Below are 13,840 nucleotides of genomic sequence, written 5' to 3'. Positions count from 1 at the left end.
GAGCAAGCCTTCTGGAAGGTAGGGATCAGGCTTGCTGGCGGTGCTGCTTTTCCAGCTTCTTCTTGATCCGGTCGCGCTTGAGCTGCGACAGGTAATCGACGAACAGCTTGCCATTGAGGTGATCGAATTCGTGCTGCACGCACACCGCCAGCAGACCTTCGCATTCCAGCTCGTACGGCTTGCCATCACGGTCCTGGGCCTTGACCCGCACACGCAGCGGGCGATCGACGTTCTCGTAGAAGCCCGGTACCGACAGGCAGCCTTCCTGGTACTGGCCCATGTCATGGGTCAGCTCTTCGACCGTGGGGTTGATGAAGACGCGCGGCTCGCTGCGGTCCTCGCTGAGGTCCATGACCACCACCTGCTTGTGCACATTCACCTGGGTGGCGGCGAGACCGATGCCGGGGGCTTCGTACATGGTTTCAAACATGTCGTCGATCAGCTGATGCAGAGCGTCGTCGAACTCCGTCACCGGTTTGGCGATGGTGCGCAGGCGCGGGTCCGGGAATTCGAGAATGTTCAAGATGGCCATAAGGTCAGGCAGTCACTGTGCGTTCGGTTGAAAACTGAGCACACATAATAAAGGGAAACGGGGATTTCAGCACCTGGCAAAGCTCGGCTAGGGTTTTCAAGGCCCGTTTATAGGGCGTTCGATGGACAGGTTGTCAAAGCGTTATCAACAAAGTTATCCACAGTTTGTGCCACGCCGATGGCCCCGTTTCGATCAAGGATGATCCCCATGACTGATTACCATTCGTCGCCTCTCCCGCCAGCAGAACTGGAAGCACGATTACGCCTGCACCGCCTGCCGGAAACCGGGTTGCGACGCTTTCGCAGCTTGCTGGAAACCTTTGGCAGTGCCTCGTCGGCCCTGTGCGCGCCGGCCGCTGCCTGGCGAGCACTGGGCATACCGCAGGCCACCATCGATGCCCGACGCAGCGTCGAAGTACGTGACGGCGCATTGGCTGCAATGGCCTGGCTAGAGGGCCCTGGCCAGCATTTACTGATGTGGGACGGCCCTGGCTACCCGCCGTTGCTGGCCGAGATCGATGATGCTCCACCGTTGCTTTTCGTCGCCGGTGAGCCGGCCTTGCTCGAGCGCCCACAGTTGGCGATTGTGGGTAGCAGGCGTGCTTCACCCCCGGCAATCGACAACGCCGGTGCATTTTCCCGGTATCTGGCGCATGCCGGTTTTACCATCACCAGCGGGCTGGCCGTGGGTGTCGATGGTGCCGCTCATCGGGCCGCATTGCAGGCTGGAGGAAGTACCATCGGGGTACTCGGTACAGGTTTGCAAAAACTTTATCCACAGCGCCACAAGGCACTTGCGCAGGCGATGATCGAAAACGGCAGCACGCTGGTGTCCGAATACCCGCTGGATGCGGAACCACTGCCGGGAAACTTCCCGCGGCGCAATCGCATCATCAGCGGTCTGTCGCTGGGGGTGCTGGTCGTCGAAGCGAGTCTGGCCAGTGGTTCGCTGATCACTGCACGCCTGGCGGCTGAGCAAGGACGCGAGGTGTATGCGATCCCCGGCTCCATTCACCACCCAGGGGCCAAGGGGTGCCACCAGTTGATCCGTGACGGTGCACTGTTGGTGGAAAGTGTGGAACAGATTCTGGAAAGCCTGCAGGGCTGGCAAAATCTGCCGCCAGCGGCTGTGGACAAGTTCGACCATCCGCTGCTTGCCCTGCTGCATGCTGCACCTCAGACCAGCGAAAGCCTGGCGCATTGCAGCGAGCAGCCGCTGGCCGATGTGCTCGCGCAGCTTACCGAACTCGAGCTGGAAGGGCGGGTCAGCAATGAAGCCGGACGTTGGTTTGCCCGCGCGGGCTAAGTACACTGCTCACAAGCAAGTTTGATAGGTGGAGTGACAGAAATGGTGAGCAGTTTTCGAGTGCAACAAGCCGCACGTGAAATCCGGGCGGGCGCAGTGATCGCCTACCCGACGGAAGCGGTCTGGGGCCTGGGCTGCGATCCGTGGAACGAGGACGCGGTGTATCGCCTGCTGGCGCTGAAGTCGCGGCCTGTGGATAAAGGGCTGATCCTGGTGGCCGACAACATCCGCCAGTTCGACTTCCTGTTCGAGGACTTCCCCGAAGACTGGATCGACCGCATGGGCAGCACCTGGCCGGGGCCGAACACTTGGCTGGTGCCGCACCAGGACCTGTTGCCAGAATGGGTGACCGGGCAGCATGACACGGTGGCGCTGCGGGTCAGCGACCACCCGTTGGTGCGTGAGCTGTGTGCATTGGTGGGGCCATTGATTTCCACCTCGTGCAACCCCGGCGGACGCCCGGCGGCCAAGACCCGGTTGCGGGTGGAGCAATACTTCCATGGCCAGCTGGACCTGGTGCTGGGCGGGGCGCTGGGTGGGCGGAAGAACCCGAGCGTGATTCGTAACCTGGCAACTGGCGAGGTTGTGCGTCCGGGCTAATAGCGTTGGCGAAGGCTTGCCTTTGGGTTTTCAGCGCCTGTGAGACCGAGCACCGCGGCGCTCGGTCTCACAGGCGCTGAAAACCTCAGGGCGTACACATCGTCGTCCTACCGCGCTCCCAACCATTCAAGGCAACAATACCGTTGACCCCACCGTCCTGCGCGCCGACAACTCCGTCTGCGCCTTGGCCGCCTCGCTCAGCGGATACCGCTGCTGGATATCCACAACCAGCTTGCCACTGCCAATCATCGCAAACAGATCATCGGCCATGGCCTGGGTGTTCTCGGCATTGTTGGCATAGCTCGCCAGTGTCGGCCGAGTCACGTACAGCGAACCCTTCTGCGCCAGAATGCCCAGGTTCACCCCGCTCACTGCGCCCGAGGCATTGCCGAAGCTCACCATCAAACCACGCGGCTGCAAACAATCCAGCGAGGTCAACCAGGTATCCGCACCCACGCCGTCATACACCACCGGGCATTTCTTGCCGTCGGTCAGTTCCAGCACCCGCTTGGCCACATCCTCATGGCTGTAGTCGATGGTCGCCCACGCGCCCAACGCCTTGGCCCGTTCGGCCTTTTCGGCAGAGCTGACGGTGCCGATCAGCTTGGCGCCCAGCGCCTTGGCCCACTGGCACGCCAACGAACCCACGCCGCCGGCCGCTGCGTGGAACAGGATCACGTCGCCTGGCTTCACCGCGTAGGTCTGCTTCAACAGGTACTGCACGGTCAGACCCTTGAGCATCACCGCCGCCGCCTGCTCGAAGCTGATGTTGTCGGGTAGCTTGACCAGGTTGGCCTCCGGCAGCGTATGCACTTCGCTGTACGCACCCAGCGGCCCACCGGCATGGGCGACGCGATCGCCCACTTTCAGGCGGGTCACGCCCTCGCCCACGGCCTCGACCACCCCCGCCGCCTCGGTACCCAGCCCGGAGGGCAGCGATGGCGGTGCATACAGCCCACTGCGGAAGTAGGTGTCGATGAAGTTCAGGCCGATCGCATGGTTACGCACGCGCACCTGCTGCGGCCCGGGCGGAGCGGGTTCGAATTCTACAAACTGCAGTACTTCCGGGCCGCCATGCTGGCTGAACTGGATACGCTTGGCCATCTCGCACTCCTGTAGTCGGGATCGGGAAAGGCCTTCTATCGGACGCCTTTGCCTGATCCCCGTCAACTGCGGCGCACGCCCTGGCGGTGGTATGCTACGCGGCGAATTGTTCCCTGCCCGTTCCTGGTGACCCGATGACTAGCCGCACCGAGGCCGTGAAAGCCTATCTGCTCGACCTGCAAGACCGCATCTGCTCTGCCCTTGAAACAGAAGACGGCGGTGCCCGCTTCGTCGAGGATGCTTGGGTGCGCGAGGCCGGTGGCGGGGGGCGCACACGGGTGATCGGCGATGGCAAGGTGATCGAGAAAGGCGGGGTCAACTTCTCTCACGTATTCGGTGCCGGCCTGCCGCCTTCGGCCAGTGCCCATCGCCCCGAGCTGGCGGGCCGTGGCTTCGAGGCTCTGGGTGTATCGCTGGTGATCCACCCGCACAACCCGCATGTGCCTACCTCGCATGCCAACGTGCGCTTCTTCATTGCCGAAAAGGAAGGTGAAGAAGCCGTGTGGTGGTTCGGCGGTGGTTTCGACCTGACCCCCTATTACGGCAACGAGGAAGACTGTATCCACTGGCACCGCGTCGCCGAGCAGGCCTGCGCGCCGTTCGGTGCCGACGTGTACCCGCGCTACAAGGCCTGGTGTGACCGTTACTTCCACCTCAAGCACCGTGGCGAGCCGCGTGGTATTGGCGGCCTGTTCTTCGATGACCTGAACGAGTGGGACTTCGACACCTGCTTTGCCTTCATCCGTGCCATCGGCGATGCCTACATCAACGCCTACCTGCCGATCGTCCAGCGCCGCAAGAACACGCCTTACACCCCGCAACAGCGTGAGTTCCAGGAATATCGCCGTGGCCGCTATGTGGAGTTCAACCTGGTCTACGACCGTGGCACCCTGTTCGGCCTGCAGTCGGGCGGGCGTACCGAGTCCATTCTCATGTCGCTGCCGCCGCAGGTCCGCTGGGGCTACGACTGGAAGGCCGCCCCTGGCAGCGAAGAAGCACGCCTGACTGACTACTTCCTGCAGGACCGCGACTGGCTCAGCCAGTAAGCCCCTGCACAACAAAGGAATCGCCATGGACCAGTACGTCGTTTTCGGTAACCCCATCGGCCACAGCAAGTCGCCGTTGATCCACCGTCTGTTTGCCGAGCAGACCGGTCAGGACCTGGAATACGCTACCCTGCTGGCGCCGCTGGACGAGTTCAGTGACTGTGCGCGTGGCTTTTTCAAGCAAGGCCGCGGCGCCAACGTCACTGTGCCGTTCAAGGAAGAGGCCTACCGCCTGTGTGACAGCCTGACCCCACGCGCCCAGCGCGCGGGCGCGGTGAACACGCTGTGCAAGCTGGCCGACGGTACCTTGCAGGGCGACAACACCGACGGCGCGGGCCTGGTGCGTGACCTGACGGTGAATGCCGGTGTCGCGCTGGCGGGCAAGCGCATCCTGATCCTCGGTGCTGGCGGCGCCGTGCGGGGCGTGCTGGAGCCGCTGCTGGCACACAAGCCGCAGTCGCTGGTCATTGCCAACCGCACTGTGGAAAAGGCCGAGCAGCTGGCGCGGGAATTCGATGAACTGGGGCCGGTGGTGGCCAGTGGTTTTGCCTGGTTGCAGGAGCCGGTGGACGTGATCATCAATGCCACTTCGGCGAGCCTGGCCGGTGAATTGCCACCGATTGCCGACAGCCTGGTCGAGGCGGGGCGTACGGTGTGCTACGACATGATGTATGGCAAGGAGCCGACGCCGTTTTGCCAGTGGGCTACCAGGCTTGGGGCGGCTCAGGTGCTGGACGGGCTGGGGATGCTGGCTGAGCAGGCGGCTGAAGCCTTCTTTGTCTGGCGAGGCGTGCGCCCGGATACGGCGCCGGTTTTGGCGGAGTTGCGCCGACAGCTCGCTCGGGGCTGAAATTGTCGGGGCTGCAAAGCAGCCCCAGGATTCACAGCTCATTCGTCAAACCGGATCGGGCATAACTCCGCCCCTTCCAGCTTCTGCAGTTCCTCGATCACCTGCGGCCTGGCCCGGTGCAAGGTCAGGCTTCCCCCCGCCCGCCTCAACCGGCGCGCCTCGCGGTGCAACATATCCACACCGGAATAGTCGATAAAGTTCACCTGCCGCGCATCGATCACCACATGTGGCCCCTGGCAGCGCTGCAAGCGCACCTGCAGGTAAGGCGCTGCACCAAAGAAGATCGACCCGCCTACCCGCAGCACGTCCGCCTCCCCTTCACGCGTTTGCTGCACCCTTGGCCGTGACGTGCGCTTGAGGTAGAAGAATAGCGATGCCAATACCCCGGCATAGATCGCGGTTTGCAGCTCCAGCAACAACGTCGCCGCCGCTGTCAGTGCCATGACCAGGAATTCCGAACGGCTGACCCGGAACAGCGCACGAATCGCGCGGTGGTCCACCAACCCCCAGCAGATCAACAGAATGCTGCCGGCCATGGCCGGAATCGGCAGATGCGCAATCAGCCCGGCCCCGGCAACGGCGAATAGCGCCACCCACAATGCCGAGAACACCCCGGCCAGGGGGGAGCGGGCGCCAGCGTCATAGCTCAACCCAGAGCGGGTGAAGGAGCCGGAAGACAGGTAGCCGGAAAAGAACGCCCCAATGATGTTCGACAGGCCTTGGGCCCGAATTTCCTGGTCAGCGTTGATCAGCTGCTCCGAACGTGCCGACAACGAGCGAGCAATCGACAGGCTGGTGACCAGCCCGAGCATGCCCACCGCCACGGCGCTGGGCAGTAGCCGCAGAACCAGTTCCACATCCAGCAAGGGCAGCGGGCTGAAGGGTGGCAGTTGGCCGGTGAATGCTGGCACTCGCGGTACATGGCCAAACAAGCCGGGTAGCAGCCAGGCCAGCAGGCTGACCAGGATCAGGGCGAGCAACAGGCTCGGCCAACGGGGGCGCCAGAGCTTGATGGCCACGCCGATCGCGACGGTGGCCAGGCCCAGCACCAAGGAAGGCAGGTCTACCTCACCGGCGTGGCTGGCCAGGTCCTGCGCCGTCTTCAACGCAGTGGCCTGACTGGGCAGGTCCATGCCCAGCAGGTTGGGTAGTTGGCCCAGGGCAATGACGATGGCAGCGCCCAGGGTGAAGCCAAGCACCACGGAATGGGAGACAAAGTTGACCAGCGCGCCGAAGCGCAAAAGCCCGAGCAGCAACTGGAACAGGCCGCCGAGGAAGGTCAGCAACAACACTAGGGTTACGTAGTCGGCGCTGCCGGCCACGGCCAACGGGCTGATGCTGGCGTAGAGCACGATGGAAATGGCGGCGGTCGGGCCACAGATCAGGTGCCAGGACGAGCCCCACAGGCAGGCGATCAGCACCGGCACGATGGCGGCGTACAGGCCGTATTCGGCAGGCAGGCCGGCGATCAGGGCATAGGCGATGGATTGTGGCAGGGCGAGGATGGCACCGCTCAGGCCCACCAGCAGGTCCTGGCGCAGGCTGCGGCCCGATTGGCGCGGCAGCCATGTGAGGAAGGGCAGCAGGTGAGCGAGGCGATGCATGAGATATCCAGATTTCCGAAGGTGCACTGTCCTGTGTGGGAGCGGGTCTACCCGCGAATGCATTGGTAGCCTCACTGACGCATTCGCGGGTGAACCCGCTCCCACAGGATCGGTTTAGAGCTTGGTTTTTACTGCTTTGCCAGCATCCTCGCCACTTCTGGTGCTCACCCCGGCCAACCACCCATCCAGCACCTCGGGATGCGCTTTCACCCAGGCCTTGGCCGCTTCGTCGAAGCTGATTTTCTTATCCACAACCTCGGCCATGATGCTGTTTTCCATATCCAGCGTGAACTTCAGGTTTTCCAGCAGCTTCGCCGCATTGGGGCAGGCTTGTGGATAACCTTTGCGGGTCAAGGTATAGACGTCGCCTTTACTGCCGAACCACTTCTCCCCGCCGGTCAGGTAATGCATTTTCAACTTCACGTTCATCGGGTGCGGGGTCCAGCCGAGGAAGGTGATGAACTGCTGTTTTTTCACCGCTCGGTCAACCTGCGCCAGCATCGCCTGCTCGCTGGATTCCACCAGCTTCCATTGGCCAAGGTTGAACTCATTCTTGTCGATGATTTCCTTCAGTGACAGGTTGGCCGGGGCGCCGGAGCCAATCCCGTAAAGCTTCTTGTCAAACTGGTCGGCGTGTTTCTGCAGGTCGGCAAAGTCCCTGACCCCGGCATTCCATACATAATCGGGCACTGCCAGGGTGAACTCGGTTCCCTCCAGATTGCGTGACAGCTGCTTCACGTCGCCATTGGCGATGAACTTGTCATGAAAGCCCTGGTGCGCGGGCATCCAGTTGCCGAGGAAAGCATCTACGCGACCATCCTTGAGGCCGCCATAGATGATCGGTACAGCCAGGCTGTCGATCTTGACCTGATAACCCAGGCTTTCCAGCAGCAGGCGGGCCACGGCGTTGGTCGAGGCAATGTCGCTCCAGCCGGGGTCGGCCAATTTCACGGTAGTGCATTGCGTGTCGCTGTCGGCGGCGTAAACGGTGCTCGTGCCCAGGCTGATGGCCAGGGCGAACACGGCGGCGGAGAACTGATGCATGGCGGCCTCTCTTTACTCATTCCAAGGGTGCGGGCTGTGGATAACGTGCCTTGCGCTCGAGGTCGTCGAGATCGATGTGGTTGCGCATGTACTGTTGGCTGGCGTCCACCCAGGGTTGGTGGTCCCAGCTTTTCAGCTTGCCGATGGCCAGCGCCTCGGCCACCAGGCGGCGGCGGCGTTGGCTGGCCAGCACCTGCTGGCGCAGGCTGGGAATATCCCAGCGTTGCCGTGCTTCATCGACAAATGCCTGCAGCAGCGCCTGGTGGTCCGGGCTGCTGGTGAGGTTCTCCCGCTCGTGCGGGTCGCGGCTCAGGTCATAGAGTAGGCATGGGTCGTCTTCGCTGTACACGAACTTGTACGGGCCACGGCGAATCATCATCAGCGGCCCAACCGTGCCTTCGGCCATGTACTCGCCGATGACCTCGTCGTGGCCGCCCTGCCCTTGCAAATGGCCAAGCAGCGAGCGGCCGTCCAGGTGCAGGTTTTTATCCACAGACCCGCCTGCCAGCTCGACCAGCGTCGGCAGCAAGTCGCAGGTCGACACCGAGGCGTCCACCCGGCATGCGGCGAAACGCTTGGGCGCGTGTATCAGCAGCGGTACCCGCGCCGACATCTCGAACCAGTGCATCTTGTACCAGAGGCCCCGCTCACCGAGCATGTCGCCGTGGTCGCCAGAGAACACGATCACGGTGTTGTCGGCCAGGTGGCATTCCTCGAGGGTTTGCAACAACTGGCCGATATTGTCGTCGATGTAGCTGCAGGCGCCGAAGTAGGCGCGGCGGGCATCGCGGATCTTGTCCACCGGCAGGGGCTTGTTCCACAGGTCGTACACCTTCAGCAGGCGCTGCGAGTGGGGGTCAAGTTCCGCCTGCGCGAACTCGGCGCGCGGCATCGGGATATCCACACCCTCGTAGCGATCCCAGTAGCGCCTGGGGATGGTGTACGGGTCGTGCGGGTGGGTCATCGACACAGTCAGGCAGAACGGCCGGCCATCGTTTTCGCGGACGTGGTCGTACAGGTACTGGCGCGCCTTGAACAGCACTTCTTCGTCGAAATCCAGCTGGTTGGTACGCACGCACGGGCCGGCCTGCAGCACCGAGGACATGTTGTGGTACCAGCTTGGGCGCACGTCCGGTTCATCCCAGTTCACCGCCCAGCCATAGTCCGCTGGGTAGATATCGCTGGTCAGACGTTCTTCGTAGCCATGCAACTGGTCCGGGCCACAGAAGTGCATCTTGCCTGACAGCGCGGTGCTGTAGCCAAGGCGGCGCAGGTAGTGGGCGTAGGTCGGTACATCGGCGGGGAAGTCGGCGGCGTTGTCGTAGGCGCCGATGCGGCTGGGCAACTGGCCACTGACCAGGGTGAAACGGGACGGGGCGCACAATGGGCTGTTGCAGTAGGCAGCGTTGAACACCACCGCCTGCTCGGCCAGGCGGCTCAGGTGCGGCATCTGGATCGGCGACGGGCTGTAGATCGGCAGCAAGGGCGCGGCCATCTGGTCGGCCATGATGAACAGGATATTCGGGCGCGTCATGGTGGCTTCCATCGTTGAGAATTATGCGAACCGCTTGCCTACCAAAATGCGTCTGTGGATAACATGGGTAAAGCCCATGGCGAACAATGAATAGGATTAGCCACGCTTATGTTTGAGCACCTTGCCGACTTGTCGCTGGACACCTTGCGCGTGTTCGAGGCCGCCGCACGGCTGCGTGGCTTCACTGCGGCGGCCCTGGAGCTTGGCACCACGCAGCCGGCAGTGAGCCAGCAGATCAAACGGCTGGAGGCTCAGTTGGGCACGCGCTTGTTCGACCGCATTTACCGGGGCATCGTGCTGACCGAGGCTGGCCAGGCGTTGTTCGAACAGGTGTATCAGGGCCTGCAGGCCATGGATGACGGCATCGCTGAGGTCTGCGGGAGAGGCCAGCGCGAGGTGCTGCAGGTAGCGACCGACTTCGCTTTTGCGGCGTTCTGGCTGATGCCACGGTTGCAGCGCTTTCACCAGGCTTATCCACAGGTGGATGTAAGCCTGGTGACGGGTGAACGCAGCCTGGGCATGTTGCGCCCGGACATCGATGTGGCAGTGCTGTTTGGTGACGGGCGCTTTCACCAAGGTGAGAGCCGCTGGTTGTTCGATGAGGAAGTTTTCCCGGTCTGCAGCCCTCGGCTGATTCATGGCAAGCCCTTGTCAGCCGAGGATTTGCAACGGTTGCCGTTGCTGCACTTGAAGGGCGAGCAGGCCAGCCGCTGGTTCGACTGGGCGGGGGTATTCCGTGGGTTTGGCGTGGCCAGCCCGCCGCCGCCGGGACAGTTGCGGTTCGATAACTATACCTTGCTGATTCAGGCGGCGATCGCCGGCCAAGGCGTGGCGATTGGCTGGGGCCACCTGGTGGACGGGCTGGTGGACCAGGGGCTGCTGTGCCGGCCACTAGAAGGGAGCTTGCGTTCGGCCCGGGGGTATTACGTGGTGCTGCCGCCGCGCAAGCGGCGCGGGGCGCTGATCCAGCGGTTTGTGGATTGGCTGGAGCGTGAGCGCAGCCTTTGAGGTCGCCGTAGCAGCTCCGGCAGTCTAGACCACGAAGTTCAGATGCTCGCCCCGGTGCAAACCCAGCTCCAGCATATCCACCATTCCTGCCGCGACCCTGGCCAGCTGCCGCAAAGGCTCACCCAACCCCGGCTCCAACGTGCCCTCGGTACTGCGAAAATGCTCCATCCCCAACCCTGGCAGCTCCGGCGGCGTATTGATCAACGTCCAGTGCAAGGCGCTGCGCTGCAAGCCATCGACCACCTGGTTCACGCATTCCCGCTCCACTTCACTGTACTTGCCTGGCTTGTCCAGCACAGCGAAATCGCCCACCAGTAGCAGCTGGCGTATAGTCGTGCGCTTGAGCCCCGCCAGCAGCGCCTCGCTCATGTGCGCCTGACCGGGCAGGTCGCCCGGCGCCAGTGTCGACAACAGGGCAATCACCGCCGAACCGCCTGCTGCACCCTGTTCCGCCTGGTCCGCATCGCCCAGCCCGCCTAGCTTGAAATGCAGGCCCGGGCGCGGCGCGTGGCGGTTGAGATCATTCACCACGGCCGTGACTTCGTGCTGGCGCGACAGCAGCTCGACCATCAGGGCATTGCCCAAGCTGCTTTCAGGCCCGAACAGGACCAGCTTGAATACGGGGGGTTCGGCGTTTTTCACGGCATCACTTCCTTTGCAGGTGGTGAGGTTTGGACCGTAAACAGGAGTTATCGTGCAGAGAATCAAGGGTTACCACGCCCATGTGTACTACGACGCAGCGACCATGGCGCAGGCCCGTGAGTTGTGCGAGGAGGCTGCGCGACTGTTCCCGGTGACCATGGGGCGCATGCACCAGAAGCCGGTGGGGCCGCACCCGGACTGGAGCTGCCAGTTGGCGTTCGGGCCGGAGGTGATAGGTGTGGTGTTGCCTTGGTTGGCGTTGTACCGCAAGGGGTTGGTGGTGTTCATGCACCCGCTGACCGGGGATGAACTGGCGGACCATCGGGACCATGCGATCTGGATGGGGGCTGTGCGGCCGCTGGATTTGTCGATCTTCGGGGGATAGTTTTCTGTATTGCTTGTATCGACGCTGTTCGCGGGCAAGCCCACTCCCCCAGGTCCACAGCTTTCAGCATCGTGTGGTTCCTGTGGAAGCGGGCGGGCCCGCGAAGCATTCGGCGTGGATCAGCGGCGGGCGCCGCGCACCCCTTCAGCCAGTGTCGAGCAGAGGCTCAGCACATCGTTCACCGCCTGTTCGGCACTCTTGGCCTGGGCGATCTTGTCGACCAGCGCCGAACCCACCACCACACCGTCCGCCAGGCGGGCGATGTTCGCCGCCTGCTCCGGCGTACGAATGCCGAAGCCAACGCTGATCGGCAGGTCGGTATGCCGACGCAGGCGGGCAATGGCTTCGGTCACGTGTTCGCTGGTGGCCGAGCCGGCGCCGGTCACACCGGCCACCGACACGTAGTAGACGAACCCGGAGCTGCGCTCCAGCACGCGTGGCAGGCGCACATCGTCGGTGGTCGGGGTGGTCAGGCGGATGAAGTCGATACCTGCGGCCTGGGCCGGGGTGGCCAGTTCGGCATCGTGCTCCGGCGGCAGGTCGACGATGATCAGGCCATCGACGCCCGCTTGCCTGGCCTCGGTCACGAACTGTTCCACGCCAAAGCGGTGAATCGGGTTGTAGTAGCCCATCAGCACGATCGGCGTGGCTTGGTCATCCACACGGAAATCGCGAACCATCTGCAGGGTCTTGGCCAGGGTCTGGCCGGCTTCCAGGGCACGCAGAGTGGCCAGCTGGATGGCCACGCCATCGGCCATCGGGTCGGTGAACGGCATGCCCAGTTCGATCACGTCGGCACCGGCTGCCGGCAGGCCCTTGAGGATCTGCAGCGAGGCGTCATAGCCCGGGTCACCCGCGGTAATGAAGGTGACCAGTGCCGAGCGGCCTTCGGCCTTCAGCTCGGCGAAGCGTTGTTCAAGACGGCTCATGCCTGTTTCTCCTGGGCAGCCATGTGGTTCATGACGGTTTGCATGTCTTTGTCGCCGCGGCCCGACAGGCACACGACCATCAGGTGGTCCCTGGGCAGCTTCGGCGCGCGCTTGATCGCCTCGGCCAAGGCATGGGAGCTCTCCAGGGCCGGGATGATGCCTTCCAGGCGGCAGGTGGCGTGGAACGCATCCAACGCTTCGTCGTCGGTGATGCTGACGTATTCCACACGTTTCACTTCGTGCAGGTAGGCATGTTCAGGACCGATGCCCGGGTAGTCCAGGCCGGCGGAGATCGAATGGGCGTCGGTAATCTGGCCGTCTGCATCCTGCAGCAGGTAGGTACGGTTGCCGTGCAGCACGCCTGGGACGCCGCCGTTGAGGCTGGCGGCATGTTTGTCGGTGTGTACGCCGTGGCCACCGGCTTCGACGCCAATGATCTGCACGCTCGGCTCTTCGAGGAATTCATGGAACAGGCCCATGGCGTTGGAACCGCCACCGACGCAGGCGACCAGGCTGTCTGGCAGGCGGCCTTCCTTCTCTTGCAACTGGGCGCGGGTTTCCTTGCCGATGATTGACTGGAAGTCGCGGACCATGGCCGGGTACGGGTGTGGGCCGGCGACGGTACCGATCAGGTAGAAGGTGTCTTCGACGTTGGTGACCCAGTCGCGCAGTGCCTCGTTCATGGCGTCTTTCAGGGTGCCAGTACCCGCGGTGACCGGGACAATTTCGGCGCCGAGCAGCTTCATGCGGAATACGTTGGCCTGCTGGCGCTCGATGTCGGTGGCGCCCATGTAGATTACGCAAGGCAGGCCGAAGCGGGCGGCGACGGTAGCGGTCGCCACGCCGTGCATGCCGGCACCGGTTTCGGCGATCAGGCGTTTCTTGCCCATGCGCTTGGCCAGCAGTACCTGGCCGATGCAGTTGTTCACCTTGTGCGCGCCGGTGTGGTTCAGCTCTTCACGCTTGAAGAAAATCTTGGCGCCGCCGCAGTGTTGGGTCAGACGCTCGGCGAAGTACAGCGGGTTGGGTCTGCCAATGTAGTCGCGCTGGAAATAAGCCAGCTCTTCAAGGAATTTCGGATCAGCCTTGGCTGCTTCGTATTCGCGGGCCAGGTCCAGCACCAGAGGCATCAGCGTTTCGGCTACGTAGCGGCCGCCGAACGAGCCGAACAGGCCGTTGGCGTCGGGGCCGGGGCGGTATTGGGACTGGGTCATGGGGCGCTCCAGGGCGTAATGGATGAGTGATGGGCTTTACTCT

At 63.2% G+C, this 13,840-nt stretch carries 14 protein-coding genes; 6 read left to right on the top strand and 8 right to left on the bottom strand.

The window, feature by feature from the left end; translation table 11 throughout:
- Positions 1–25: 25 nt before the first annotated feature.
- A complete protein-coding gene (def, locus tag ACVWZT_RS08645) occupies positions 26–532 on the bottom strand; it encodes a peptide deformylase (protein ID WP_225779845.1) in 507 nt (168 codons plus the stop codon).
- Positions 533–739: 207 nt separating this feature from the next.
- Between def and dprA the strand changes: the two genes are divergently transcribed.
- Together dprA and ACVWZT_RS08635 are read left to right on the top strand one after the other, a co-directional pair.
- On the top strand, positions 740–1,837 hold the full coding sequence (dprA, locus tag ACVWZT_RS08640; protein WP_457468957.1) for a DNA-processing protein DprA: 1,098 nt from the start codon (positions 740–742) through the stop codon (positions 1,835–1,837).
- A 42-nt stretch (positions 1,838–1,879) separates the two neighbouring features.
- Complete coding sequence (locus ACVWZT_RS08635) at positions 1,880–2,437, top strand: L-threonylcarbamoyladenylate synthase (protein ID WP_225779847.1); 558 nt, start codon at positions 1,880–1,882, stop codon at positions 2,435–2,437.
- A 126-nt stretch (positions 2,438–2,563) separates the two neighbouring features.
- On the opposite strand, the gene ACVWZT_RS08630 is transcribed toward ACVWZT_RS08635, so the two are convergent.
- Positions 2,564–3,541 carry an NADPH:quinone reductase gene (locus ACVWZT_RS08630; RefSeq protein WP_296235142.1) on the bottom strand — a complete coding sequence of 326 codons (978 nt, stop codon included), beginning with the start codon at positions 3,539–3,541 and terminating at the stop codon, positions 2,564–2,566.
- A 134-nt stretch (positions 3,542–3,675) separates the two neighbouring features.
- Here ACVWZT_RS08630 and hemF point away from each other — a divergent pair, with 134 nt between their 5' ends.
- Both hemF and aroE read left to right on the top strand, forming a co-directional pair.
- On the top strand, positions 3,676–4,587 hold the full coding sequence (gene hemF / locus ACVWZT_RS08625; RefSeq protein WP_296235141.1) for an oxygen-dependent coproporphyrinogen oxidase: 912 nt from the start codon (positions 3,676–3,678) through the stop codon (positions 4,585–4,587).
- A 25-nt stretch (positions 4,588–4,612) separates the two neighbouring features.
- Positions 4,613–5,437 carry a shikimate dehydrogenase gene (gene aroE / locus ACVWZT_RS08620; protein ID WP_296235140.1) on the top strand — a complete coding sequence of 275 codons (825 nt, stop codon included), beginning with the start codon at positions 4,613–4,615 and terminating at the stop codon, positions 5,435–5,437.
- 38 nt (positions 5,438–5,475) lie between these two features.
- On the opposite strand, the gene ACVWZT_RS08615 is transcribed toward aroE, so the two are convergent.
- The 3 genes from ACVWZT_RS08615 to betC all read right to left on the bottom strand — a co-directional run bounded on the left by ACVWZT_RS08615 (position 5,476) and on the right by betC (position 9,619).
- Positions 5,476–7,041, bottom strand: a complete 1,566-nt coding sequence (locus ACVWZT_RS08615) for a SulP family inorganic anion transporter (protein WP_457468954.1) — start codon at positions 7,039–7,041, stop codon at positions 5,476–5,478.
- A 114-nt stretch (positions 7,042–7,155) separates the two neighbouring features.
- Positions 7,156–8,085, bottom strand: coding sequence for a choline ABC transporter substrate-binding protein (choX, locus tag ACVWZT_RS08610; protein ID WP_457468952.1), 930 nt, complete (start codon positions 8,083–8,085; stop codon positions 7,156–7,158).
- A gap of 16 nt (positions 8,086–8,101) precedes the next feature.
- Positions 8,102–9,619, bottom strand: coding sequence for a choline-sulfatase (gene betC / locus ACVWZT_RS08605; RefSeq protein ID WP_457468951.1), 1,518 nt, complete (start codon positions 9,617–9,619; stop codon positions 8,102–8,104).
- A gap of 108 nt (positions 9,620–9,727) precedes the next feature.
- Here betC and ACVWZT_RS08600 point away from each other — a divergent pair, with 108 nt between their 5' ends.
- The gene (locus ACVWZT_RS08600; protein ID WP_457468950.1) at positions 9,728–10,627 is read left to right on the top strand and encodes a choline sulfate utilization transcriptional regulator; all 900 of its coding nucleotides are present in this window, start codon (positions 9,728–9,730) and stop codon (positions 10,625–10,627) included.
- Between the two features lie 24 nt (positions 10,628–10,651).
- Here the strand turns inward: ACVWZT_RS08600 and ACVWZT_RS08595 are convergent, their stop codons facing one another.
- Positions 10,652–11,269 carry an NAD(P)-dependent oxidoreductase gene (locus tag ACVWZT_RS08595; protein ID WP_457468948.1) on the bottom strand — a complete coding sequence of 206 codons (618 nt, stop codon included), beginning with the start codon at positions 11,267–11,269 and terminating at the stop codon, positions 10,652–10,654.
- A 52-nt stretch (positions 11,270–11,321) separates the two neighbouring features.
- Between ACVWZT_RS08595 and ACVWZT_RS08590 the strand changes: the two genes are divergently transcribed.
- Positions 11,322–11,654: a DOPA 4,5-dioxygenase family protein gene (locus ACVWZT_RS08590; protein WP_457468946.1), complete on the top strand. Its 333-nt coding sequence runs from the start codon at positions 11,322–11,324 to the stop codon at positions 11,652–11,654.
- Between the two features lie 119 nt (positions 11,655–11,773).
- Here the strand turns inward: ACVWZT_RS08590 and trpA are convergent, their stop codons facing one another.
- Entirely contained in the window at positions 11,774–12,583 is an 810-nt protein-coding gene (gene trpA, locus ACVWZT_RS08585; RefSeq protein WP_457468944.1) for a tryptophan synthase subunit alpha, read from the bottom strand.
- Positions 12,580–13,797, bottom strand: coding sequence for a tryptophan synthase subunit beta (gene trpB / locus ACVWZT_RS08580; protein ID WP_457468943.1), 1,218 nt, complete (start codon positions 13,795–13,797; stop codon positions 12,580–12,582). Before trpB ends, trpA begins: the two co-directional genes overlap by 4 nt.
- Positions 13,798–13,840 lie beyond the last annotated feature (43 nt).

Source organism: Pseudomonas sp. TE21394 (genome assembly GCF_054057835.1).
The sequence above is the reverse complement of the archived record's forward strand: the minus strand, read 5'-3'. Positions and strand labels throughout refer to the sequence as shown.